Genomic DNA, 22705 nt, shown 5'->3' with positions numbered 1-22705 from the left:
ACCCTTTCCGCCCCGGGGGGGCCACCGTGATCTATCCCAGTGTCAACTCGATCACCAGCAGCATCGCAGTCTTCGAATGGGCGCAGCGACGCCCGGACTGCCCGGAACCGGCATGGGAGCTCAGGTGGCGGTCTCGGCCGTTGCTGACTCGCGAACAAGCGCTGGCGGCAATGGAACTCACCGAAATCCTGTGCACCACGCTCGTCGGCTCCGACACGGTGTGGCAGCGCGTGCAGAGCATCGCCGCCGAACTCGACATCGATATCGAAGCAGCCTGCGACATCCTGCGCAGGCGCCGGCAGGAACGGGGGGACTCGTGACCATCTACGCTACCGACGACTGGACGATGACCAGCGACGTCACCGGAGAGAACGCCGTGCGGGTCGCCGACAGGTGGACCTTGGCGTGGCGGTGCAGCTGGCTGCCGGATCGGCTGCTGACCCGCGCCCAGGCGCTGGCGGCCATGGTCCTGGCCGAAATCGTCGCCGTCGATCCGTATCCGCGGGACGAAATCGTCCAGGGCCGCCTGATCGCCAGCGCGGGCGAACTGGGGATTCCGGTGGAGCAGGCGATGTTTCTGCTGCGCCGGCGGTCGGCATGAGCACAGGCGACGCCGGAAACGGGGTCGTGACGATCTTCGACCGCGGTACCGCCCGTGGGTCGACAACGGGGAAAGGAGTTGGCACAGCCGACATTCAGGGCGGGAGCAGGAGACTCGATGACGTTGCGACCGACCGGCATTCGATGAGGGAGCAGACAGCCCGGCGCGGGACATCGACCGCGACCGAGCGCACCACAGCGCGAACGGGCAGCGATCCTGCCGCGGGCGTGCACGGCCGAGGGAGGGCCCCATGATCGACATCACCACCACCGCCATGACCAGCACCATCAGCCCCGAGTATGCGATCCGCGAGCACCGGGGCAGCGAAGCGGTCTGGCGCCTGAGCTGGCTTCCGACCCACCGGCTCACCCACGAACAGGCCCGCGCCGGAATGGAATTGGACGAAATCCTGTCCGATCCGGCCGTCGTCTACGACGAAGCCGCCCACCTGTGGGCCGCCGACCTGGCCACCCGCGTCGGCATCGGCGTCGAACGCGTTACTCCTGCTCGCGCAACGCCTGGCCGCACGGATGTACCGCCAGGACACCCCCCGAGAGACCGACGAGGAGGACGAACGACCCGAATCGATCCTCGCAGGATGGGCAGCCACCGCGCACCGTCCTTCGACGACAGGCGCCCGCTCTCGCCACCTGTGGGCCTGACCGACCTGACCCGCACGACGATTCGCCGCACCCGATCGGTCCCTATGAGGCGTCGGGCCGCCGCCCCTGCGAGGTCAGTGGCCGGGATCGGTTGTCAGGCGCGGGTTTTGTGTTCGGCGCCGACCGCGTCGGCCAGGGTGGTGTAGCCGTGGGCGCGGAGTTTGGCGGCGAGGCCGCGGTGGATGTGCTTGGCCCACAACGGGCCGCCGTAGATGAAGCCGGTGTAGCCCTGGAGGAGGGAGGCGCCGGCGAGGATGCGTTCCCAGGCCTGGTCGGCGGTTTCGATGCCGCCGACGGAGATGAGGGTGAGTTCGCCGCCCACTCGGCTGTAGAGGCGGCGCAGCACTTCGAGGGAGCGGTCGGCGACGGGGGCGCCCGAGAGGCCGCCTGCGCCGATCGGTTCCACGTCGGCGGCGGGGGTGCGCAGGCCGTCGCGGCGGATGGTGGTGTTGGTGGCGACGATGCCGGCCAGGCCGAGTTCGACGGCGAGGTCGGCGACGGCGTCGATGTCCTCGTCGGACAGGTCGGGGGCGATCTTGACCAGGACGGGGACCGAGACGGTGTCGAGGACCGCCTGCAGGATCGGGCGCAGCGAGGTCACCGCCTGCAGGTCGCGCAGGCCGGGGGTGTTGGGGGAGCTGACGTTGACGACCATGAAGTCGGCCAGCGGGCCCAGCAGTCCGGCGGAGATGGCGTAATCGCCCGCGGCGTCCTCGGGTTCGACGATCTTGGTCTTGCCGATGTTGGCGCCGATGGGGACGCCGCCGGGCAGGCGGTGGGCCAGGTGTTCGGCGGCGGCGGCCGCGCCGAAGTTGTTGAAGCCCATGCGGTTGATGAGCGCCCGGTCCGCGGGCAGGCGGAACAGCCGGGGGGCCGGGTTGCCGGGTTGGGCCTGGGCGGTGACGGTGCCGATCTCGGCGTAGCCGAAACCGAGCGGGCCCCACGCGTCGACGCCGTCGGCGTTCTTGTCGAAGCCGGCGGCCAGACCCAGCGGCGCGGGGAAGTCCACGCCGAACACGCGGGTGCGCAGGATCGGATCGTCGGCCACCAGCAGCCTGCCGGTCAGCGCGCGGCCCGGGGCGAAGCGGGTCGCGAGCCGCATGGCGGCGAAGGCCAGGTGGTGGATGCGTTCCGGCGGCAGCAGGAACATCACCTTCAGCAACAGGCTGTACAGGCGCTCGTACATGGGGGGTTACATCACCGCCTCGGGTGTCGGGGATAGCAGGGGGGTCGTCTTGCGGCGGCGCAGCAACACGCGACGGCTGCCATCGGTGTAGGCCCGCACCCGCGACAACTCCCAGCCACCGTATTCGGCGTGGATGGACAGTCGCATGGAGGCGGTGACCCTGCTGATGCCGGGCGGCAGCCGCAGGGGCACGTATTCCCATTCGTCGCTGGATTCCTCCCAGCCCTCCGGCAATGTGCGCGATTGGTGCGCCGATCGTGAGGCCCGAGCCATCACTGCCCTCTCTTCCGCTGGTCCGCGCCGATCCGTTGCAGACCGTCACCGGTCGCGGATCCCACGAACATGTCACCGGTGCGGCCGTCGATGGTCACCGCGTTGGGCTGGCGCACCGTCGGGTAGCGCCCCACCTCTACCGGTATACCCGTCGACAGGTCGTAGCCGACGACTTCGTTGCTGCCTGTCAGCGTCACCCACACGGTCTCGGACCGCTGATCGTAGGCGAGTGCGTAGGGCGAAGAGCCTACCGGGAAACGCTGGTGCAGGACCAAGGGATCGGCGGTGTAGACCAGCAGTTCCTGCCCGGCGGTGTCGGTGACGAGGCGGCGGCCGAAGTGGTCGCCGATCATGTTCGACGCCCCGTCGCCCGCGCGCAGCGACAGCCCGAGCTTGCTGGAGCCGTCGAGTTGGACGATGGCGGTCTGGCGGCGATCGAGCACGACCACCGCGCCGTCGCCGGCCTCGACGGCATCGGCGGAGGACAGGCCCGAAATGGTGTGGCGCACAGTGCCGTCCGCGTCCAGCAGCAGCACCTTGCCGTTGGCCAGCCCCGCCACCAGCGAGCCGTCGGGGCGCAGCGCCACCGCGTGCACGTCGCCGTCGATCGCGATCTCGGTGACCTTGGCCGCGGCGGCGTCGACGCGGAGGATCCTGCCGGGCACCGCGACGAGGATCTCGCCGGGCTTGCCGAGGGCCAGCGTGGCGGCCTTGCCGGGCAGCGGGACATCGGTGGTCCGGTGGTTGCCGGGCGTGGCGGTGTCGGTGAGCCGCAGCACGGGTTTGTCGCCGGCGGTGGTCGCGGCGGCCAGGATTCCGGTGGCCGGTTCGGAGACCAGCAGTGAGATCGGGGTGCTGGGGGTCACCTCCCCGGCGGGGGTCGCGGTGGCCGCGGGCGCGGCGGCCGGCGTGGCCGGGTCGCGAGTGGCGTTGTCGGCGTTGTTCTCCTGGGAGGAACAGCCCGCCAGCAGGGTCACCACGGTCACACCCGCGAGGGCTGAACCGATCCAGCCGCGACGGCGCATGCAGCGAACTCCTTACTGACCGAACTGACCGACGAAATCATGCGTGCTCTCTTATCTGACCATGATCCGTCACCACACCCGACAAGCGGGGGTCTTCGCGGCGGTGTGCCGCGCGCCTCCCGGGCCGATTTGCATGATGTGACATGGGCTTTCGGTGGCGCTGTCGGCCGGTGCGGTTACCGTGGAAGGCAAAAGCGTGCTGTATCAGGGAGATCTGTTGGTAGCCGACCGCACTCCGGGCTTCACCGTCGAAGACGTGACGGTGGGTCGTTACGCGCACGGGTTCGGGGTCACCGCGGACGGGCGGTCGTTCGCCTTCCGCACCCACCGCGCGACCCTCACCCTCGAGATCTACCGGCTCGGGCTGGCCACCGCCGTGCCCGGCCCCGAGGACGTCGAAGCGGTGGCGCTGGCGCCGGTGACCGATATCGATCTCGACGACGAGCGCAGCGTGGTGGCGCTGGTGCGCGATCTGATTCCGCAGGCCACGCCGGTGCCGGCCGCGCAGCTGCGGGAGGCCGTCACGGTGCGGGCACTGCTGGGCCGGCTCAGCGCGGTCATCGACGGCATGTGAGCTGCTCGCACGGAACCGGGTGTCTGTGACACAGGAATCACCCTCGGACGCGGCGCGTGACAAACTAACGGCACACAACCGCAGTTCGAGCTGACGAGGATGTTGATGCGACTTCGACGACCGGCCGCCGCCGCGCTCCTGTTGACCGTGCTCGGCGCGTCGATCGCCGCGTGCGGCGGGGGCGACGACGAGTCCAAGGTGGCCCAGGCACGGTCCTCGGCGTACGCGGCACTGAGTTCGTCCTCGGCGGCCGCGGCCGCGCAGAGCAGCGCCAACAAGCCGGCCATCCCGACCGCGCAGGAGCTGGACGCGCAGATCAAGAGCGCGCTGGATCCGAATCTGCCCGACAGTGACCGGACCGCGCTGATCGAGGACGGGCAGGCGTTCAAGGACGCGATCCCGGACATGTACAAGGCGCTGGCCGATCATCCGCGCGCGGTGTACGGGGTCAAGGATCCGGTGTTCGACAACCACGACGGCACCCTGACCGCGACGCTGAGCCTGGACAAGGACGGCACCGGCACCGATGTGCGCACCACGGTGGTGCATTTCGTGTACAAGGACGGGCACTGGAAGATCTCGCGCACCGACCTGTGCGGCATTCTGCGTTCGGCCGACTACAAGACCGCGGCCTGCGGCTGATGCTCGAGGCCGGATCCCTGCGGTGGGGGCGGCTGATCCACCGTTTCCGGTTCGTGGTGTTCGCCGTGTTCGGTCTGGTCGTGCTGGCGTCGGGGTGCTATGGGCGGGATCTGGGTGATCACCTCACCCAGGAGGGCTGGTTCGACGAGTCCAGTCAGTCGGTGGCGGCGTCGAAGCTGGCCGATGCCACCTTCGGGCGCGACACCGACGCGGATCTGATCGCCATCTACACCGCCCCGCCCGGGCTGACCGTCGACGACGAGCCGGTGCGGTCGGCGGTGGCGGCGGAGTTGACCCGGCTGCGCACCGAGCATCCCGATCGGATCCTGAAGATCGACTCGTATTGGGACGGCGCGCTGATGGGGCAGTTCGCCGACGCCTCGCGCACGCACGCCTTCGCCAGCATCGGGCTGCGCGGGGCCGGCGGCACCGACACGGTGAACAACTATCTGGCCATCAAGAGCGAATTCCACGCGGGCGCAACCGGTTCCGGGCCCGGCGGGACGACGGTGCAGCTGGCCGGACTGCAGCCGGTGGTGGAGGGCATCAACACCGGCATGCAGGACGACATCCACCGGGCGGAGCTGATCGCGCTGCCGCTGGTGGCGATCCTGCTGTATTTCGTGTTCGGCGGGGTGGTGGGGGCGCTGCTGCCGGTGCTGATCGGCGGCATGACGATCCTGGGCAGCCAGGGCATCATGCGGCTGCTGACGAATCATCTGCAGGTCAACGTGTTCGCCTCGGCGGTGGTCACGCTGGTGAGCCTGGGGCTGGCGATCGACTACGGGCTGTTCGCGGTGACCCGGTTCCGGGAGGAGCTGGCGGCGGGCCGCAGTGTCGAGGAGGCCACCGCGCGGACGGTGGCGACGGCCGGGCGGACGGTGTTGTTCTCGGCGGCGATCATCGCGGTGAGCCTGGGCGCGTTGTTCATCTACCCCAATGGTGTGCTGCGGTCGGTGCCGCTGGGCGGTATCTCCTCGGTGCTGCTGGCGGCGGTGCTGTCGGTGACGGCGCTGCCGGCGGTGTTGTCGATCGTGGGGCGGCGCATCGATCTGTGGGGATGGCACGGACTGGCCAGTGTCCGCACCGCCGAGCAGATCGATGCCGGATTCTTCTCGCGGCTGGCGCTTTTCGCGATGCGCAAGCCGTGGCGGGTGATCGTGCCGGTGGTGCTGATGCTGCTGGTGCTGATCCTGCCGTTCCGCAGTATCGAGTTCGGGGGGCTGAGCGAGCGGTATCTGGCCTCGGACAATCCGGCGCGGGTGGCGCAGCAGGACTTCGACCGCATGTTCCCGCAGTTCCGCACCGAGCCGTTGAAGCTGGTGGTGGTGGGCGCGAATCCGCAGCAGCTCTCGGATATCCGCTACGCCGCCAATCAGATGGTCGGCCCGGAGATGACGGGGCCGTTCGATCCGGCCGCGCCGACCAAGGATCAGGTGACGGTGCTGGCCAGCGGGCTGCGCGACAAACGCGACGCCGACAGCGTGATCGCGGCGCTGCGCTCGATCCCGCAACCGGACGGGGTGCACGTGATGGTCGCGGGTGTGCCCGCGCTGGAACGGGATTCGATCCAGGGATTGATCAAGGGGCTGCCGCTGCTGGCGGCGATCCTGGTCGTGGCGGCGATCGCGTTGATGTACGCGGCGTTCCGGTCGCTGGTGCTGGCGATCAAGGCGGTGGTGATGAGCGCGCTCAGCCTCGGCGCCACCCTGGGCGTGCTGACCTGGATCTTCGTGCAGGGCCACGGCGCGAGCCTGTTCGACTTCACGCCGGGCCCGCTCATGTTCGCGGTGCTGGTGCTGATCGTGACGGTGCTGTTCGGCCTGTCGACCGACTACGAGGTGTTCCTGCAGTCGCGGATGGCCGAGGCGCGCGCGGCGGGCGCCGAGGCGCCCGAGGCGATCCGCTCCGGCATCGCCCACACCGGCGGTGTGATCACCTCGGCCGCGGCGATCCTGATCGTGGTGACCGGGGCGTTCGGGTTCTCGGATCTGGTGCTGATGAAATACATTGCCTACGGCATGATCGCGGCACTGGTGTTGGACGCCACCGTGATCCGCATGCTGTTGACTCCTGCGGTATTGAAGTTGGTCTGGCGATGAGCGTGCTCAAAGGCGCGAACCTGTTGGTGATGTTCCTGCTGGAACTGTTGGTGCTGGGTGCGGCCGCGTGGTGGGGGTTCACCGTGTCGGCCCCGATCGTGGTGCGGGTGCTGCTGGGGCTGGCGGCCCCGGCGGTGTTCATCGTGGTGTGGGCGCTGTTCGGTGCGGCCAAGGATCCCCGGTTCCCGCAAACCGGTTGGCGGCGTGTCGTTTTGGAGGTCGTGTGGTTCGGCGCGGCGGCGGTGCTGCTGGGCCTGGCCTGGACTCCGGTCGCGGGTGTGGTGATGTTCGCGGTGTGGCTGGACAACGGCGCGCTGCGGCTGCTGTGGGGTCAGCAGCAGCTCTGATCAGTGCTGCCGCCGTGCGAGCCGAGGCGAATGTGCCTGGCCCGCACGGCTTTGGGCGAATCAGCCGCGGACCGGCAGCACCAGTTGCGCGCCGGTCACCGGGTGGTCGAAGACGTCGACCGGGTGCTGGTAGACGCGGGAGAGCAGTTCCGGGGTGAGGATCTGACGGGGCGGGCCGTCGGCGGCGATGCGCCCGGCTTCCAGGACCGCGACCCGGTCGGCGTAGGCGGCGGCGACACCGAGATCGTGCAGCACGACCACGACGGCCGCGCCCGCGGCGGCACGCTCGCGCGCCAGGTGCAGCACCTGCTCCTGGTGGCCGAGATCGAGTGCGGCGGTGGGCTCGTCGAGCAGCAGGGTCGCGGTGTCCTGGGCCAGTACCCGGGCCAGGGCGACGCGGGCGCGTTCGCCGCCGGACAGGGCGGGGAAGGGGCGCTCGGCGAAGCGTTCGACGTCGGTGGCGGCCATGGCGGCGGCGATCGCCTCGTCGTCGTGGTCCTGGCGGCCGGTGCGTGCCCACGGGGAGCGTCCCATGGCCACCACTTCGCGTGCGCGGAACGGGAATCCGACGGTGTGCGATTGCGGCAGCACCGCGCGGCGGCGCGCCATGTCCAGATGGGTCCAGTGGGTCAGGGCGTGCCCGTCGAGTTCGACACTGCCGCCCGAGAGTTCGAGTTCCCCGGCGAGGGCGGCCAGCAGTGTGGACTTCCCGGCGCCGTTGGGTCCGACCAGCGCCACGATCTGCCCGGCGATCACCGGGAAGTCGATGCCCTCGAGGACCGTGCGGTCGCCGCGCTTGGCACTGACGTTGCGGGCGCGCAAGGTGACCGCGCCCGGTTCGGGTGTCTCCGGCAGTGCGGGGGAACGTCCGAGAATCGTTGCCAGCTCGCGCAGGCCGCTCATGCCCAGCCTCCCGATCGTGCGCGGGTGCGGCGCAGCAGCCAGAAGAAGAACGGCCCGCCGACCAGCGAGGTGATCATGCCCAGCGGCAGGTCCGCGTTGTGGACCAGGGCACGGGCGCCGATGTCGGCGGCGACGAGCACCGCCGCGCCGAGGATCGCCGACAGCGGAATCAGCACCCGGTGTCCGGGCCCGACGAGCATGCGCACCAGGTGCGGCACGATCAATCCGACGAACAGGATGATGCCGGTGAACGCGACGCCGGCGGTGGCGAGCACCGCGACGACGACGATGATGTTGCGCCGCAACCGTTCCACGTCGACCCCGAGGTGGCGGGCCGCGGATTCACCGAGGGCGAGCAGGTCCAGACGCGGGGCCATCCAGATCGCGGCCGCGATGCCCAGCAGGGTCAGCGGCCACACCACGTTGACCGCCTGCCAGCTGGCACCGTTGAGACTGCCCATCTGCCAGAACACCAGCTGATCGCGGGCCGCCGGGGATGCCTTGAACAGCAGGAACGAGATGACACCACCGGCGAAGGCGTTGATGGCGACGCCGGTGAGAATCAAGGTCACCACCTCGGTGCGCCCGCCCGAGCGCGAGAGCAGATACACCAGCAGGGTGGTGCCCAGCCCGGCGACGAACGCGCCCGCCGCCACCGACCAGGCTGCGGTGAACGCGCCGCCGACCACGATGACCGCACCCGCCCCGACGGCCGCGCCTGCGGACACGCCGATGACGCCGGGTTCGGCGAGCGGGTTGGCGAACACGCCCTGCAGCAGCGCGCCCGCGGTGGCCAAGGCGGCGCCCACGAGCACCGCGAGCACGACGCGCGGGAACCGTACCTCCCACAACGTCACGTAGCCGGCGGGATGGTGGGGCAGTGGCCCCCAGTCGAGCCCGATGCGGTGGAACACGCTGCCCGCGACCTCGGCGGGGCTGGTCGGCACCTGCCCGATGGCCGCGGAGATCAGGGCCAGCACCACCAGCCCGGCCAGGCCCGCGGCGAAGATCAGCACGGTGCGCGGCCGGCGGCGCCGACCGGCCGGAGCCGGGTCCACGCTCGCCGGCAAACGGTGTGCGGCAACCGATTCCCTCTCCGAATCGGCGACCTCGACTGCCCCGCGACCGGTGGCCGGGCTGCCGGACTCCACGGCGGCAGCCGGGTTCGCCCGCTCGGCCATCGCCCGATCGGTCTCGTCGCGCTCGCTCGGGGGCGAGGTCGTCTCCTGTGCCCTGGGCCGGTTCGCCGCGCGGTCGGCGGCCGGGTCGGTCCCGTCGCCGTCCGGTGTGGCGGCAGGGCCGGGCGGGCCGGCCGAATCGGGTTGCGGGGTCCGGGGGTCGGTCATGCGTTGCTCGTGCCGTAGACGGCCTTGACGAGGGCGGCCAGGACGCGGCCGGTGTCGGGGCCGAAGGACAGCAGGACGGCGTCGGACATGTCGACGACGCGGCGGTCACGTCCGGCGGGGGTCTGGGCGACGCCGGGGATCTTCTCCAAACCGTCGATGCCGCCGACGGAGGCCAGGCCGTCGCTCATGAGCAGGAAGACGTCCGGGGCGGCGGCGATCATGGCTTCGCTGGTGATGGGCAGGAAGTCCTGGGTGATGCCCGAGGCGGTGCCGGCGTCGATACCCCCGAGGGCGGTGATGAGCGAGTCGGCGCCGGAGCCGGGTCCGGCGATCATGGTGATGGCGGTGCTGCGCAGGTACAGGAACGCGATCTTGGGCTTCGAATCCTGGTGTGGCACCGAGGCGGTGGCCGCGGAGATCTCGTCGCGGGTGCGCTGGGCCAGGGCCTTGCCGGCGTCGGGGACGCCGAGGGCGGCGGCGACGGCCTGGATCTGGGGGACGACGCCGTCCATGGTGCGCTGCGGGTCGAAGTAGACCACGGTGATGCCGAGTGCCTTGAGCTGCTCGCGCAGGGCGGGGGTGACGGCGGTGGTGTCGGTGAGGAATACCGTGGGCCGCAGTGCCGCAACCGATTCCACGCTCAGGGTGCCCGCGCCGCTGGAGACGGTGGGCAGGTCCTCGACGGCGGGGAACGCCGCAGAGTTGGAGCGGCCGACCAATTTTGACCGGAGGCCGAGCGCGACGACGGTCTGGGCGAGGGTGCCGTAGCGGTCGGCGGCGATGATGCGGCTGGTGTCGGTGACGGTGACGTCGCTGCCGTCGAAGGACTTCACGGTCGCGGGCAGCACCGGGGTGGGTTCTGGTCCGATCGCCACCGGGTTCAGGTCGCCGACGCTGGCGGTCACCGGGCCGTGGGTGCCGCCGCTGCCGGAGGTGCCGCTGCTGCAGGCGGCGACGCCCGCGACCAGGCCGATGCCGAGCAGCATGATCAGCAGCGGGCGTGCGGCCGAGCGGGCATTCACGAGACACCTCATGCAGGTAAGGTTAGCCTTGCTCATTCTGTGCGTGCGCTCACGTCTCCCAGTGCCGCGGTGATGGCACGCGGCAGCTCGAGGGTTTCGGCGGCCAGAATCCCGGTGAGCTGCCCGATATCCCGCGCCCCGACCAGCATCGTCGCCACCGCGGGCTGATCGCGGATCCAGGCCAGCGCCACCGCCAGCGGTGAGGTGCCCAGCCCGTCGGCGGCGGTGACCACCGCGTCCACCACCCGCACCGCGCGATCGTCGAGGTGCGCGGTGATCTCGGCGGCGGTGGCCTCGTCGGCGCCGCGCGAGTCGGCGGGCACGCCGTCGCGGTATTTGCCGGTGAGGATGCCCCCGGCCAGTGGCGCGGTGGCGATCAGGCCGATGCCGTGATGCTGTGCGGCGGGCACGAATTCGTGCTCCACCCCGCGCGCGAGCAGCGAGTACTGGGTGGTCGCGGCGGTGATGGGCGCCGCGGCCGCCAGGGTGGCCAGCTGCCAGCCGTCGTAGCCGCGCGCGCCCGCGTAGCGCACCCGCCCCGAGCGCACCGCCCACGACAGGGTGTCGGCGATCTCCTCGAGGGGGGTGTGCGGGTCCCAGGCGGCGACGGTCCACAGGTCGAGGTGGTCGGTGCCGAGCTGGCGCAGGGTGTGGTCGAGCTGGCGCCGCATGGTGCGCCGGGAGGCGTCGACGGTCCAGCGCACGGCGGCGGGCGCTTCGGCGGCGGCATCGCTGAGTATCGGTGTGTATCCGGCACTTCCGGACAGCACGAGGTCCTCGCGGCCGATCTCGGAGAGCAGTTCGCCGAGAATGTGTTGCGCGGCGCCATCCCCGTAGGCGGGGGAGGTGTCGACCAGGGTGCCGCCGGCTTCGACGAACGCCATCAGCTGGGCGGCCGCGTCCTCGGCGTCGGTTTCCCTGCCCCAGGTGTGGGTGGCCAGCCCGAGCCTCGAGACCCGCAGTCCGCTGCGGCCGACCGTCCGTTGTTCCATCACCGCGCTTGCACTTTCGTCACACGCGTCAGCCTAGGCCCACCTGTCGCATCTGCCGGGCTACGGCCCGCGGCGAGCGCGGCGGGTCGATATCCGTATCGGGCAACTCCGCCCATTTCGCGCATGCATGTCCGAATTCGGACACCCGCCCGGTAGGGTCGCTGCGGTGTTGCGGCGCGGATGCGCCGGGGCGGTGGCGGTTCGGGCGCGCTGTGGCGCCGAAATCCGCACCGGGAGCCGACGATTCGGGACTGGAGGGTGTGTGGGCGAGTCGATGACGTGGGTGCAGGCGCTGGTGCTGGGCCTGGTGCAGGGGCTGACGGAGTTTCTGCCGATCTCCTCCTCAGCGCATCTGCGGATCACCTCGGCGGTGTTCTTCGGTGACGATGCGGGCGCCTCGTTCACCGCGGTCACCCAGCTGGGCACCGAGGCGGCGGTGCTGGTGTACTTCGCCAAGGACATCTGGCGCATCCTGGTCGCCTGGTGCACCACGATGTGGTCGAAGGTGGCCGCGCCGCAACGGGTTTCGGTGCCGGTGTCCGAGCGTGCGACCACCCGGCTGCCGGTGCTGACCGAGGACGGGCGCTTCTCCTTCGGCCCCGATCCCGACGTGCAGCGCGAACTGGACTATCGGATCGGCTGGTATGTGATCATCGCCACCGTCCCGATCGGGGTGCTGGGTCTGCTGCTGAAGGACCAGATCCGTACCGGCGCACGGAATCTGTGGCTGGTGTCGATCATGCTGATCGTGTTCGCCCTGGTGATCGCGGCCGCGGAGTACTACTCGGGCAAGGCCTACGGTCGCCGGCGCCGCCCGATCGAGCTGCTGACCACCCGCGACGGCCTGATCATGGGGCTGGCGCAGTGCCTGGCCCTCATTCCGGGCGTGTCGCGTTCGGGCGCGACCTCGTCGGCGGGCCTGTTCTGCGGGCTGACCCGGGAGGCGTCGGTGCGGTTCTCGTTCCTGCTGGCGATCCCGGCGGTGCTGGCCTCGGGCCTGTTCAGTCTCCCCGACGCGTTCGAACCCGCTGGTGAGGGCCTCAATGCGTCGGGCCCGCAGCTGCTGGTGGCGACCATCGTGTCCTTCGCGGTGGGGTATGCCTCGGTGGCGTGGCTGCTGAAGTTCGTGGCGCGGCACTCGCTGGACTGGTTCGTCGGTTACCGCATCCTGCTGGGGTTGACGGTGCTGGTGCTGCTGACGACCGGCGTCGTGCCGGCGACGTAGCCAGTAGGCTGTCCCGGTGACGGTGATCCTGTTGCGGCACGGCGTGTCCACGTCGAATACCGCTCGCACCCTGGCCGGCCGCAGTGCGGGCGTCGATCTGACCGACCGCGGACGCGAACAGGCGCAGAGCCTGATGGAGCGGCTGGGATCACTGCCCATCGAACACATCGTGTGCTCACCGCTGCTGCGCTGCCAGCGCACCGTCGCCCCCCTGGCCGACAAACTCGGACTCGAACCCGAACCCGACGAACGCCTGCTCGAGGTCGACTACGGCGACTGGACCGGCAAGGCCCTGGCGGACCTGATGAGCGAGCCATTGTGGAAGGTGGTGCAGCGCCACGCCTCGGCGGCGACCTTCCCCTCCGGAGAGTCCTTGGCACAGGTGCAGTTTCGGGCCGTGTCCGCTGTCCGCGAACGGGATCGGCAGTTCGCGGCCCGGCATGGTAGCGATGTGTTGTGGATTGCGTGCACGCACGGCGACGTCATCAAATCGGTGCTGGCCGACGCGTTCGGCATTCACCTCGACGGGTTCCAGCGCATCGTGGTGGAGCCGGCGTCGATCAGCGTCATCCGCTACACCCCGACCGCCCCGTACGTGTGGCGGGTCAACGACACCGGGACGGACCTGTCCGCGTTGGCGGCGATTTCACCGCGAACCGGCGGCGAATCGCACTCGGGGCCGGTTCCCGGCGGGGAAACGGGTACCACCATCAGTACGGATAATGGGGTAGCGGAACGCCCCGATTCATAAGTGTGAGTGAACCGAATGGAGGTGCAATGGGCCGAGCAATCCATATCTTCCGCACCCCCGATCGTTTCGTCGCCGGCACCGTCGGCGAGCCGGGCGACCGCGCGTTCTACCTGCAAGCCGTGCAGGACCCGCGGGTGATCAGCGTGCTGCTGGAGAAGCAGCAGGTGAAGGTGCTGGCCGATCGGATGGGTCTGCTGCTGGACGAGGTACAACGACGCTTCGGCACCGCCGTGCCGCCGCAGGCCGCCGATGTGGCCGACACCGCGCCGTTGATCACCCCGATCGATGCCGAATTCCGGGTCGGCACCATGGGTTTGGGCTGGGACGCCGACGCGGGCGCGGTGGTGGTGGAGCTGCTGGCGATCACCGAGACCGAGGTGGACGAATCGGTGGTGCTCGACGACACCGAGGAGGGTCCCGACGCGGTGCGGGTGTTCCTGACCCCGGTGCAGGCGCGCGAGTTCGCGCTGCGCACGGCGCGCGTGATCGCCGCCGGACGCCCGCCGTGCCCGCTGTGCGGGGAACCGCTGTCGTCCAAGGGGCACATGTGCGTGCGCACCAACGGCTACAAGCGCGGCGACATCTTCGGCGCCAATGAACTCGAGGAATGACGGCGTGAGCGAGGACGGGCTGCGCACCGCCGAGCTGACGGTGATCGGGCAGGTCACCACCGCCAGCAATGTCACGCTGGTCTGCGAGACCGACGGCGCGGGGCTGCGGGTGGTGTACAAGCCGGTGCGCGGGGAGCGGCCGCTGTGGGATTTCCCCGACGGCACCCTGGCCGGGCGGGAGGTGGCCTCGTATCTGGTGTCGGAGGCGATCGGCTGGGGCGTGATCCCGGAAACCGTGTTGCGGGAGGGTCCTTTCGGGCCGGGCATGGTGCAGCGCTGGATCGAGACCGCCGAGGATGCCCCGGGCCCGGATCTGGTGGATCTGTGCCCGGTGGATGCGGTGCCCGAGGGGTATCGGGAGGTGTTGCGGGCGCTGGATCCGGGCGGGCATCCGGTGTCGCTGGTGCATGCCGATGATCCGCGGCTGCATCGGATGGCGGTGCTGGATGTGCTGCTCAACAATGCCGACCGCAAGGGCGGGCATGCCCTGGTCGGGCTCGACGGGCGGGTCTACGGTGTCGATCACGGCATCTGCCTGCACCGCGACCCGAAGTTGCGCACGGTGTTGTGGGGCTGGGCCGGTGAGCCGATCGGTGACGAATTGCTCACCGACATTACGGTTTTCGTCAAGGCGCTGCCCGGTGAGCTGGGTGAGCGGCTGGCGGAGTTCCTCACCGACGCCGAGATCGAGGCGCTCGAGGCGCGCGGGCGGGCCCTGCTGGAGGAGCCGGTGATGCCGATGCCGGTGAGTCAGCGCCCGATTCCCTGGCCCGCGTTCTGACCCGGTCGGCGGCGACGTTCGCCTCCTCGTGATTGCAACTCTTGACACCCGCGCGCCCGCGACTAGGGTGCTGGTCGGCCAGGGCGGGTGGGTGTCGCGCGGCACACCGGTGCGGGGGCGGCGGGAATGGGGCGCGATCACACCGTTAACCTCGATTCATGCAGTCCTGGTCCGATATCGCTGTCCCGACCGTTCCCGGATCCGGACCGGCGTTGCGGTTGTTCGACACCGCCGACAAGCAGGTGCGCCCGGTGACCCCCGGCGCCACCGCGACGATGTACGTGTGCGGCATCACCCCCTATGACGCGACCCATCTCGGGCACGCGGCCACCTATCTGACCTTCGACCTGGTCAACCGGTTGTGGCGCGACGGCGGGCACGAGGTGCACTACGTGCAGAACACCACCGATGTCGACGATCCGCTGTTCGAGCGCGCGCAGCGCGACGGCATCGACTGGCGCGAGCTCGGCACCCGGGAGATCAACCTGTTCCGTGAGGACATGGCCGCGTTGCGGGTGATCCCGCCGCGCGACTACATCGGCGCGATCGAGTCGGTGCAGGAGGTGGTGGAGCTGGTCGACAAACTGCTCGCCTCGGGTGCGGCGTATGTGGTCGACGATCCGGAGTACGCCGACATCTACTTCCGCCACGACGCGACCGAGCAGTTCGGGTACGAGTCCGGCTACGACCGGGCGACGATGGATCGACTGTTCGCCGAGCGCGGCGGGGATCCGCAGCGGCCGGGCAAAAGGGATCCGATCGACGCGCTGCTGTGGCGCGCGGAGCGGCCGGGTGAGCCGTCGTGGCCGGCGCCGTTCGGGGCGGGCCGTCCCGGCTGGCACATCGAGTGTGCGGCGATCGCGCTCAACCGCATCGGCACCGAGTTCGATGTGCAGGGCGGCGGCAGCGATCTGATCTATCCGCACCACGAGTATTCGGCCGCGCACGCCGAGGCGCTGGTGAAGGGACGCCGTTTCGCCCGCCACTACGTGCATGCGGGCCTGATCGGGCTCGACGGCGAGAAGATGTCGAAGTCGCGCGGCAATCTGGTGTTCGTGTCGAAGCTGCGCCGCGCGGGCACCGACCCGGCCGCGATCCGGCTGGGGCTGTTCGCGGGCCACTATCGCGCCGACCGGGAGTGGTCGGATGCGGTACTGGCCGAAGCGCTTTCGCGGCTGGAGCGGTGGCGCGCGGCGGTGGCGCTGCAGTCGGGTCCCGAGGCCGGTGACACGGTGGCGCTGGTGCGGCGGCATCTGGCCGACGATCTGGACACGCCGAAGGCGATCGCGGCGATCGACGCGTGGGCGCAGCAGGCGCTGGCCTACGGCGGACCCGATACCGCGGCGCCGGGCCTGATCAAGGACACCGTCGACGCCCTGCTGGGTGTCGCGCTCTGAGCCGCCCGAGAGCGTGAGTCGAACGCGCGAACCCGGATCCGGGCTCGCGCGTTCGTGTTTCGACCGGTCGGGGTTCGGTGACGGTGTCTCGGGGCCGGGCGGGCGGTCAGAGAGAAATGGGTCGACTGCTCGGTGCCGGGCCGCGCATGCCGGCGTGCGGGTGTCGTGGTCTGTGAGGAGGATATGCCTGTGGTTGCCTCGGAGTCCGGTCGCGGCGAGTGGTCGCTGGCGGCGGCGCGTTTCGCGCGGGAGACCGATCGGCTGGTGGAGTGTGCGGCGTTCTATCGGGAGATCGTCGGACTGACCGAACTTTTCGTGTTCGAGGATCATGCCGGCTACAGCGGGTTCGTGTTCGGGCTGCCGGACGCGTCGGCGCAGCTGGAGCTGGTGCGCCGCGAGGGCGCGCCGCCACCGGCACCGCCGGGCCCCGAGCATGCGGTGGTGCTGTATCTGCGGTCGGGGTTCGCGCGGTTGCGGGCGCGGCTGGCCGATCATGGTGTGGCCGAGGTGGTTCCGGACAATCCGTATTGGGTGGCGGCGGGGGCGTTCGCGGTGCTGGATCCGGAGGGGTGGATGCTGATCGTGGTGCCGGAGGCGGCGGGCGGGGTGCGGATCGAGGAGTTCCTCGGTGATCGCGCCGAGATCGTGTGGTCGTTCCGGATGGCCGAGGATTCCGAGCCGGCGCTGGCCGGGTATATCGGCCGGGGGCGGGTGTGGGTGGCGCGCAACGACTCCGGGGCGGTGGTCGGCCATGTCCAGGCCGCGCCGGGGGCTGGGGAATCGACCTGGGAGATCGTCAATACCGCTGTGGCGGAACCGGTGCGGGGCACCGGGGTGGGCAGGCGGCTGATCGATCGGGTGGTGGCGGTGGCCACCGACGCCGGGGTGCGCCGGCTGGAGGTGGCCACCGCCACCGCCGATGTGGGGAATCTGCGGTTCTATCAGCGGTGCGGCTTCCGGATGACGCGGGTGGTGCCCGATGTGTTCACCGCCGCGGCCGGGTATGCGGAGGAGATCGTGGTGGACGGGATCCGGTTGCGGGATCAGGTGTGGTTCACCCGCCTGTTGTGAGGGTGCCTGCTCAGGCGGCGACGACCTTGGCGTAGTTGTCGCGCAGTGCGGGCCAGCCGTCCGGGGAGCCGACGGCGTCGCGCATGGATTCCCAGCCGGGGCCGTGGTTTTCGAAGCCGAAGTGCACCAGGGTGACGGCGGTGCGGCCGGGGTCGAGGGCGGTGAAGGTGACATCGACGCGGCTGGTGCGGGCCGGGTCGGATTCGGGTTTCCAGCTCAGGTCGATGTCCCAGGAGAAGGCGAAGTGGGTGTCGGGTGACCACTCCAGCACCCGGCCCCACGGGCATTCGGTGCCGTCGGCTTCGCGGCCGTAGAGGCGGCCGCCGACGTGGGGTTCGACGACGACTTCGGCCAGCGGGCCGGACCCGATGTGGTGCTCGCGCGGCCACCACGTGTCCATGCCGGTGGTGAAGACGCGGTAGGCCTTGTCGATGGGCGCTTCGACGGTGACTTCGACGGTGACGGTGTCGGTGTGCTGGGTCATGACTGCTCCTGGGTGTGGTCCTGCTGGGTTTGGCGGTTCACTTCGTCGCGAAAGGCCGACAGCGCGGTCGACCAGAAGTGGGTGAAGTACGCGCGCAGCGCGTCGATGCCGCTGGGGTCGAGCCGGTAGACGCGCCGGGTGCCGACGGCTTCGTCGCGGACCAGGCCGGCCTGTTTGAGCACCTTGAGGTGCTGGGAGACGGCGGGCCGGGACACGGGAAGCTCCTGGGCGAGTTCACCGACCGCGCACGGGCCTTTGCCGAGGCGTTCGAAGATGGCTCGCCGGGTCGGGTCACCGAGGGCGTCGAGAGCGGCGCTTTGGTAAGTACCCACGAACCGTAAGTTTACGCTTACGCACAGGGCAGCGGAAGGGGTGGCGGCGAATCCGATTGGCGGGGGTGCGAAGTCGCCGTCGCCCTTCCCGCGGCCGGTCGGCGGCCGATACCGTGAGGGCCGGATGGTGTGGACCCTCAGTGAGGAGGTGGGCCGTGAGTGCGGTGCCGGGTTTCGAGCGTTTGCGTGCGGTGGTCGGTCAGGGGCTCGATCGGAGTGCGTCGGTGCGCAAACAGTTGCGGGCGGGTGGGCAGCTGGTCGACAGCGTGCGCCGCGATCCGCGCATCGTGCGGGAGCTGATCGCCGGGTTGACCGGTCACGGCGGTACCGGCGAGGCGGCGGTCCCGGCCGCGCACGCGGTGCCGGCGGGGCTGGCGGACTACCCGCGCACCGCGCACGCCCAGCACGATCTCGAGACCGGGCCGGCCGCGACGCTGGCGTATCTGGCGCAGCTGCAACGGCTTCCGGAGTGGGTGGTGTTCCATGCGGGCTGGCGCGGGGAGGCGCCGGGTGCGGCGGCGGTCGGCGTGGAGTACACGCAGGCGGCCAAGTTCATGGGGATCCCGGCGGATGTGGCGTGGACGGTGACCGAGGTCGGCGACACCGGGCTGGCGATGCGCGGGCGCGGGCCGCAGGGGCTGGGTCTGGGGTTGTGGATCACGGTGGCGCCCAACGGGTCCGGGTCGAGCGTGTACCTCGACGCGGGTCTGTCGGGGCAGCCGGTCGACGGGCCGCTGGGCGCGACGGTGGCGCGAGCGCTGGGTGAGGCGCTGCGCGATTCCCTGGCGGCGCTGCCCGCGGCCGTGGCGGCGGCCACCCCGAGCTCGACGGAGCGGGCGGCACACAAAGCGGTGCGGCACCGGGCATCCGGGACGCTGCTGGCGCCGGGCACACCGGTGCTGGTGGGCGTCGGGCAGGTGGTGCAGCGCACCCCCGACCCGTCCTACGGTGATCCCGCGCAGCTGGCGGTGCGGGCGTTGCGCGCGGCGGCCGCCGATGCCGGGGCGGGGGAAGCGCTGCTGGCGCAGGCGAATGCGGTGTTCGCGGTGTCGCCGACGTCGTGGCAGTACCGGGATCTGGGTGCGCTGGTGGCGCGCGCGGTGGGCGCGGGCGCCGCGGAGACGGTGCAGTCGAGCCCGTTCGGGGGTGACGGCGGGCAGCTGGTGCTCAACGAGGCGGCCGCGGCGATCGCGGCCGGCGACTACGACCTGGTGCTGGTGACCGGCGCCGAGGCCGGGGCCACGCAGGCGGCGGCGCAGCGCGCCGGGATCGAATTGGATTGGCCGGTGCAGGATCCGGCGGTGGCGCCGACGCGCACGGTGGGGATCGACAAGGCGGCCAACAATGCGGCCGAGTCGGCGGCCGGGCTGCAGGCGCCGATCAATATGTACGCGCTGCTGGAGTCGGCCAATCGGGGGCGGCTGGGCCGTACCCCGGCCGAGCATGCGGCGGCGGTGGCCGCGATGTGGTCTCGGTTCTCGGCGGTGGCGGCGGCCAATCCGAATGCCTGGCAGCCGCAGGAGTTCGCGGCCCCCGAGATCGCGACGGTGACCGAGGCCAATCGCATGATCTCCGCGCCCTACACCAAACTCGAGTGCGCGAACCTGACGGTGGACATGGCTTCGGGCATCATCGTGGCCAGCGCGGCGGCCGCCGAGGCGGCGGGTATTCCGCAGGACAAGTGGGTGTTCCTGCACGCGGGCGCCTCGGGCACCGACGAGTGGTTCGTCAGTGAGCGCAGCGATTTGGCGGCGTCTCCCGCGATCCGCACGCTGGGTGCGGCGGTGCTCGACCATGCGGGCATCACCGCCGATGTGCTGGCCCATGTCGATCTGTATGCGTGTTTCCCGGTGGCGGTGCAGATCGCGGCCCGTGAGCTGGGGCTGCCGGCGGAGGATCCGAAGCGGCCGCTGTCGGTGACCGGGGGCCTGACCTTCGGTGGCGGGCCGGGCAACAACTACGGCGGTCACGCGGTGGCGACGCTGGTGCAGCGGTTGCGCGCCGAGCCGGAATCCTTCGGTCTGGCAACGTCTCTGGGCTGGTATCTGACCAAGCACGCCCTCGGGGTGTACTCGGCGACCCCGCCCCGGCAGGGCTACCGGCATCTGACCCCGGTCATCGAGCATCCCCCGGCCCGCCCGGCCCGCACCGGCTACACCGGCGAGGCCGTGGTGGAGGCCTACACGCTGCCCTACGGCCGCGACGGCCGTCCCGAGGCCGCGATCGTGAGCGTGCTGACCCCGCAGGGTGCGCGAGTCCTGGTGCGCTCCACCGATTCCGCCCTGCTCACCGCCCTCACCGAGGACGACTGGCTGGGCCTGCCCGTGACCGTGGACGGCGACGCGATCGCCCCGAGGCCCGCGCAGGTCGGCGAATCCGATTCCGGCACAGGGCAATCCGATGCCGGCCCGGTGACCTCCGAGTCCGCCGCGGTGGAATCCGCTGCCATCGCCACCGATACCGGTATATCCACCGACACTGCTGCGGATGCGACGGTGGCGGAGACGCCTGGTCACGGGTTGAGCACCGCGGGTCTGCCCCGGGTCGCGTTGCCGCCTCCGCCGCCCGCGCCGGTGCTCATCGAGCGCCGCGGCCACGTCATGATCATCACCATCAACCGGCCCCAGGTGCGCAATGCGATCAACCTGGCCACCGCGCTGGGCCTGGAACGCGCGATCGACGCCTACGAGGGCGACTCGAATGCGCGCATCGCGATTCTCACCGGCGCGGGCGGATATTTCAGTGCCGGGATGGATCTCAAGGCGGCCGCTCGTGGCGAGGTGCCGGTCACCGAGAAGCGCGGCATCCTGGGCATCGTCTCCCAGCCCCCGCGCAAGCCGCTCATCGCGGCCGTGGAGGGTCCCGCACTGGCCGGCGGCTGCGAACTGGCGCTGGCCGCCGATCTCATTGTCGCGGCGAGCGATTCGACGTTCGGCATCCCGGAGGTCAAACGCGGCCTGGTCGCCGTCGGCGGTGGCGTGCTGCGCCTGTCGCAGCGACTACCCCGGGCGGTCGCCATGGAGCTGGCGTTGACCGGTGACCCGATCACCGCGGCCCGGGCCGCCGAGATCGGTTTGATCAACGAGGTCGCCGAACCGGGCAAGGCGCTCGAGGCGGCGCTCGCGCTGGCCGAGCGGATCGCGGTGAACGCTCCGCTGAGTATCGATGCGAGCAAGCAGATCATCGAGCAGGCCCCGGACTGGTCGGTGGCCGAGGCGTTCGGCAAGCAGGGTCAGGTCGCCGCGGCCGCCCTGTCGTCGCAGGACGCCGGGGAGGGTATGCGCGCGTTCGTGGAGAAGCGTCCCCCGGTCTGGCAGGGCCGCTGACTGCGGTGGCGGGTTCGGCCGGTGGCCGCCGGAGAACCCGCCACCACGTCGAGGCTTCGTGCCATGGGGGCCGAATATGTTCAGGTGTCAAGGAATTCGACGATCGACACTCGTGAGAGGGTGTGTGCATGCCGTTCGATCATCCTGTTGCGCGCACGCTGACGTTGCGCCGTGACGGCCTGGAACTGTCCGCTCGTCATTGTGGTCCTGACGACGCGCCGCTGGTGATCCTGCTGCACGGGTTTCCGGATACCCCGCACACGTGGGACGGGTTGATCCCGCTGCTGGTCGAGGCCGGGTATCAGGTGCTGGCGCCGTGGTTGCGCGGGTATACGCCGGGGTCGGCGTCGCGGTCGGCGCGCTATGACCTGATGGCGGTGAGTGCGGATGTGGCGGCCTGGCATGCGGAGCTGGGTGAGCCGCGCGCGCATCTGGTGGGGCACGACTGGGGTGCGTTCGTGGCGATGATCCTGGCCAAGCAGGATCCGCGGCGGTGGGAGTCGTTGACACTGCTGGCGATTCCGCCGTTCGGGGGCGGGGTGGCGCCGGGCATGTGGCGGTATCTGCCGCGGCAGCTGGTGTTGTCGTCGTACATCCCGGTCATGCAGTCGGGGCTGTCGCCGCGGTTGCTGACCCGCCGGGGTGCGGGGTTCGTGCGGGCGCTGTGGCGGCGGTGGTCGCCGGGGTGGGCGTTCACCGACGACGAGTTCGCGCCGGTGGCAGCCGTTTTCACCGATCCGCTGATGGCGTGGGCGGCGACGCGGTACTACCGGTCGCTGTTCACGGTGCAGCGCAGGGCGACTCGCGAGTTCAGCGACATCCTGATGGCCGAGGCCGCTCCGCTGCCGACGCTCGCGCTGGCCGGGCTGCGCGATGGCTGCATGTCGGCGGATCTGCAGCGGGTACTGGCAGAGCATGCACAGGTCCGGCACGCGCAATTGCCCGGCTGCGGGCATTTCCTGCAGGCCGAACGCCCGAATGCGGTCGCGGAGTTGCTGTTGCCGCATCTACGGGCAGCCGGCGCGCACACCGGATAAGCGCGCACACCGGAT

23 protein-coding genes and 1 pseudogene are annotated in these 22705 nt (G+C 70.6%); 15 read left to right on the top strand and 9 right to left on the bottom strand.

Annotation, left to right across the window (positions count from 1 at the left end):
- Nucleotides 1-170 precede the first annotated feature (170 nt).
- Together ACWEKS_RS11520 and ACWEKS_RS11515 are read left to right on the top strand one after the other, a co-directional pair.
- Nucleotides 171-320, top strand: coding sequence for a hypothetical protein (locus ACWEKS_RS11520; RefSeq protein WP_452339979.1), 150 nt, complete (start codon nucleotides 171-173; stop codon nucleotides 318-320).
- Nucleotides 317-601: a hypothetical protein gene (locus ACWEKS_RS11515; RefSeq protein ID WP_379380806.1), complete on the top strand. Its 285-nt coding sequence runs from the start codon at nucleotides 317-319 to the stop codon at nucleotides 599-601. Before ACWEKS_RS11520 ends, ACWEKS_RS11515 begins: the two co-directional genes overlap by 4 nt.
- Before the next feature lie 756 nt (nucleotides 602-1357).
- On the opposite strand, the gene ACWEKS_RS11510 is transcribed toward ACWEKS_RS11515, so the two are convergent.
- The 3 genes from ACWEKS_RS11510 to ACWEKS_RS11500 are packed head-to-tail and all read right to left on the bottom strand — an operon-like array spanning nucleotide 1358 to nucleotide 3747.
- Complete coding sequence (locus ACWEKS_RS11510) at nucleotides 1358-2437, bottom strand: quinone-dependent dihydroorotate dehydrogenase (protein WP_452339999.1); 1080 nt, start codon at nucleotides 2435-2437, stop codon at nucleotides 1358-1360.
- A gap of 18 nt (nucleotides 2438-2455) precedes the next feature.
- Complete coding sequence (locus ACWEKS_RS11505; RefSeq protein WP_040857817.1) at nucleotides 2456-2722, bottom strand: DUF5703 family protein; 267 nt, start codon at nucleotides 2720-2722, stop codon at nucleotides 2456-2458.
- Entirely contained in the window at nucleotides 2722-3747 is a 1026-nt protein-coding gene (locus ACWEKS_RS11500) for a hypothetical protein (protein WP_452339978.1), read from the bottom strand. Before ACWEKS_RS11500 ends, ACWEKS_RS11505 begins: the two co-directional genes overlap by 1 nt.
- Nucleotides 3748-3943: 196 nt before the next feature.
- On the opposite strand from ACWEKS_RS11500, the gene ACWEKS_RS11495 reads away from it, so the two are divergent.
- The 4 genes from ACWEKS_RS11495 (at nucleotide 3944) to ACWEKS_RS11480 (ending at nucleotide 7412) form a co-directional block, all read left to right on the top strand.
- Nucleotides 3944-4321, top strand: coding sequence for a hypothetical protein (locus tag ACWEKS_RS11495; RefSeq protein ID WP_452339977.1), 378 nt, complete (start codon nucleotides 3944-3946; stop codon nucleotides 4319-4321).
- A gap of 105 nt (nucleotides 4322-4426) precedes the next feature.
- Nucleotides 4427-4963 carry a hypothetical protein gene (locus ACWEKS_RS11490; RefSeq protein WP_452339976.1) on the top strand — a complete coding sequence of 179 codons (537 nt, stop codon included), beginning with the start codon at nucleotides 4427-4429 and terminating at the stop codon, nucleotides 4961-4963.
- Nucleotides 4963-7065, top strand: coding sequence for an MMPL family transporter (locus tag ACWEKS_RS11485; RefSeq protein WP_452339975.1), 2103 nt, complete (start codon nucleotides 4963-4965; stop codon nucleotides 7063-7065). The genes ACWEKS_RS11490 and ACWEKS_RS11485 overlap by 1 nt, the downstream gene beginning before the upstream one ends.
- Entirely contained in the window at nucleotides 7062-7412 is a 351-nt protein-coding gene (locus ACWEKS_RS11480; protein WP_452339974.1) for a YrdB family protein, read from the top strand. Before ACWEKS_RS11485 ends, ACWEKS_RS11480 begins: the two co-directional genes overlap by 4 nt.
- 60 nt (nucleotides 7413-7472) lie before the next feature.
- On the opposite strand, the gene ACWEKS_RS11475 is transcribed toward ACWEKS_RS11480, so the two are convergent.
- From ACWEKS_RS11475 to ACWEKS_RS11460, 4 genes are all read right to left on the bottom strand, one after another.
- A complete protein-coding gene (locus ACWEKS_RS11475) occupies nucleotides 7473-8315 on the bottom strand; it encodes a heme ABC transporter ATP-binding protein (protein ID WP_452339973.1) in 843 nt (280 codons plus the stop codon).
- Entirely contained in the window at nucleotides 8312-9331 is a 1020-nt protein-coding gene (locus tag ACWEKS_RS11470; RefSeq protein WP_379446321.1) for a FecCD family ABC transporter permease, read from the bottom strand. The genes ACWEKS_RS11475 and ACWEKS_RS11470 overlap by 4 nt, the downstream gene beginning before the upstream one ends.
- A 326-nt stretch (nucleotides 9332-9657) precedes the next feature.
- Nucleotides 9658-10695: a heme/hemin ABC transporter substrate-binding protein gene (locus ACWEKS_RS11465; RefSeq protein WP_452339972.1), complete on the bottom strand. Its 1038-nt coding sequence runs from the start codon at nucleotides 10693-10695 to the stop codon at nucleotides 9658-9660.
- A 20-nt stretch (nucleotides 10696-10715) separates the two neighbouring features.
- Nucleotides 10716-11675, bottom strand: coding sequence for an aldo/keto reductase (locus ACWEKS_RS11460; protein ID WP_354832450.1), 960 nt, complete (start codon nucleotides 11673-11675; stop codon nucleotides 10716-10718).
- 127 nt (nucleotides 11676-11802) lie between these two features.
- Between ACWEKS_RS11460 and ACWEKS_RS11455 the strand changes: the two genes are divergently transcribed.
- From ACWEKS_RS11455 to ACWEKS_RS11430, 6 genes are all read left to right on the top strand, one after another.
- On the top strand, nucleotides 11803-12900 hold the full coding sequence (locus ACWEKS_RS11455; RefSeq protein WP_452339971.1) for an undecaprenyl-diphosphate phosphatase: 1098 nt from the start codon (nucleotides 11803-11805) through the stop codon (nucleotides 12898-12900).
- A gap of 16 nt (nucleotides 12901-12916) precedes the next feature.
- Entirely contained in the window at nucleotides 12917-13651 is a 735-nt protein-coding gene (locus ACWEKS_RS11450) for a histidine phosphatase family protein (RefSeq protein ID WP_364610307.1), read from the top strand.
- Between the two features lie 26 nt (nucleotides 13652-13677).
- Nucleotides 13678-14262 (top strand): DUF3090 domain-containing protein, encoded by a 585-nt coding sequence (locus ACWEKS_RS11445; RefSeq protein WP_452339970.1) that lies wholly within the window; start codon nucleotides 13678-13680, stop codon nucleotides 14260-14262.
- Entirely contained in the window at nucleotides 14246-15043 is a 798-nt protein-coding gene (locus tag ACWEKS_RS11440) for an SCO1664 family protein (RefSeq protein WP_452339969.1), read from the top strand. The genes ACWEKS_RS11445 and ACWEKS_RS11440 overlap by 17 nt, the downstream gene beginning before the upstream one ends.
- Nucleotides 15044-15201: 158 nt before the next feature.
- On the top strand, nucleotides 15202-16440 hold the full coding sequence (gene mshC, locus ACWEKS_RS11435) for a cysteine--1-D-myo-inosityl 2-amino-2-deoxy-alpha-D-glucopyranoside ligase (RefSeq protein WP_452339968.1): 1239 nt from the start codon (nucleotides 15202-15204) through the stop codon (nucleotides 16438-16440).
- Between the two features lie 183 nt (nucleotides 16441-16623).
- Entirely contained in the window at nucleotides 16624-17511 is an 888-nt protein-coding gene (locus ACWEKS_RS11430; RefSeq protein WP_452339967.1) for a GNAT family N-acetyltransferase, read from the top strand.
- A gap of 10 nt (nucleotides 17512-17521) precedes the next feature.
- On the opposite strand, the gene ACWEKS_RS11425 is transcribed toward ACWEKS_RS11430, so the two are convergent.
- On the bottom strand, nucleotides 17522-17995 hold the full coding sequence (locus tag ACWEKS_RS11425; RefSeq protein WP_452339966.1) for an SRPBCC family protein: 474 nt from the start codon (nucleotides 17993-17995) through the stop codon (nucleotides 17522-17524).
- Nucleotides 17992-18327 (bottom strand): ArsR/SmtB family transcription factor, encoded by a 336-nt coding sequence (locus ACWEKS_RS11420; RefSeq protein WP_452339965.1) that lies wholly within the window; start codon nucleotides 18325-18327, stop codon nucleotides 17992-17994. The genes ACWEKS_RS11425 and ACWEKS_RS11420 overlap by 4 nt, the downstream gene beginning before the upstream one ends.
- A 65-nt stretch (nucleotides 18328-18392) precedes the next feature.
- Between ACWEKS_RS11420 and ACWEKS_RS11415 the strand changes: the two are divergent.
- From ACWEKS_RS11415 to ACWEKS_RS11405, 3 genes and pseudogenes are all read left to right on the top strand, one after another.
- Nucleotides 18393-20657 (top strand): annotated as a pseudogene (locus ACWEKS_RS11415) (type II toxin-antitoxin system Rv0910 family toxin); the annotation flags it as partial.
- A 243-nt stretch (nucleotides 20658-20900) separates the two neighbouring features.
- Nucleotides 20901-21653: a crotonase/enoyl-CoA hydratase family protein gene (locus ACWEKS_RS11410; protein ID WP_452339998.1), complete on the top strand. Its 753-nt coding sequence runs from the start codon at nucleotides 20901-20903 to the stop codon at nucleotides 21651-21653.
- A gap of 128 nt (nucleotides 21654-21781) precedes the next feature.
- Complete coding sequence (locus tag ACWEKS_RS11405) at nucleotides 21782-22690, top strand: alpha/beta fold hydrolase (protein ID WP_452339964.1); 909 nt, start codon at nucleotides 21782-21784, stop codon at nucleotides 22688-22690.
- Nucleotides 22691-22705 lie beyond the last annotated feature (15 nt).

This window comes from Nocardia sp. NPDC004711 (genome assembly GCF_053601595.1).
The sequence above is the reverse complement of the archived record's forward strand: the minus strand, read 5'-3'. Positions and strand labels throughout refer to the sequence as shown.

What these genes read in the sequence shown, in the direction of transcription:
- ACWEKS_RS11520 (WP_452339979.1), top strand. Translation starts at nt 171, where the DNA reads ATGGAACTCACCGAAATCCTGTGCACCACGCTCGTCGGCTCCGACACG.
- ACWEKS_RS11505 (WP_040857817.1), bottom strand. Translation starts at nt 2,722, where the DNA reads ATGGCTCGGGCCTCACGATCGGCGCACCAATCGCGCACATTGCCGGAG.
- ACWEKS_RS11500 (WP_452339978.1), bottom strand. Translation starts at nt 3,747, where the DNA reads ATGCGCCGTCGCGGCTGGATCGGTTCAGCCCTCGCGGGTGTGACCGTG.
- ACWEKS_RS11490 (WP_452339976.1), top strand. Translation starts at nt 4,427, where the DNA reads ATGCGACTTCGACGACCGGCCGCCGCCGCGCTCCTGTTGACCGTGCTC.
- ACWEKS_RS11485 (WP_452339975.1), top strand. Translation starts at nt 4,963, where the DNA reads ATGCTCGAGGCCGGATCCCTGCGGTGGGGGCGGCTGATCCACCGTTTC.
- ACWEKS_RS11480 (WP_452339974.1), top strand. Translation starts at nt 7,062, where the DNA reads ATGAGCGTGCTCAAAGGCGCGAACCTGTTGGTGATGTTCCTGCTGGAA.
- ACWEKS_RS11475 (WP_452339973.1), bottom strand. Translation starts at nt 8,315, where the DNA reads ATGAGCGGCCTGCGCGAGCTGGCAACGATTCTCGGACGTTCCCCCGCA.
- ACWEKS_RS11465 (WP_452339972.1), bottom strand. Translation starts at nt 10,695, where the DNA reads ATGAGGTGTCTCGTGAATGCCCGCTCGGCCGCACGCCCGCTGCTGATC.
- ACWEKS_RS11460 (WP_354832450.1), bottom strand. Translation starts at nt 11,675, where the DNA reads ATGGAACAACGGACGGTCGGCCGCAGCGGACTGCGGGTCTCGAGGCTC.
- ACWEKS_RS11455 (WP_452339971.1), top strand. Translation starts at nt 11,803, where the DNA reads ATGTCCGAATTCGGACACCCGCCCGGTAGGGTCGCTGCGGTGTTGCGG.
- ACWEKS_RS11445 (WP_452339970.1), top strand. Translation starts at nt 13,678, where the DNA reads ATGGGCCGAGCAATCCATATCTTCCGCACCCCCGATCGTTTCGTCGCC.
- ACWEKS_RS11440 (WP_452339969.1), top strand. Translation starts at nt 14,246, where the DNA reads ATGAACTCGAGGAATGACGGCGTGAGCGAGGACGGGCTGCGCACCGCC.
- mshC (WP_452339968.1), top strand. Translation starts at nt 15,202, where the DNA reads ATGCAGTCCTGGTCCGATATCGCTGTCCCGACCGTTCCCGGATCCGGA.
- ACWEKS_RS11430 (WP_452339967.1), top strand. Translation starts at nt 16,624, where the DNA reads ATGCCTGTGGTTGCCTCGGAGTCCGGTCGCGGCGAGTGGTCGCTGGCG.
- ACWEKS_RS11425 (WP_452339966.1), bottom strand. Translation starts at nt 17,995, where the DNA reads ATGACCCAGCACACCGACACCGTCACCGTCGAAGTCACCGTCGAAGCG.
- ACWEKS_RS11405 (WP_452339964.1), top strand. Translation starts at nt 21,782, where the DNA reads ATGCCGTTCGATCATCCTGTTGCGCGCACGCTGACGTTGCGCCGTGAC.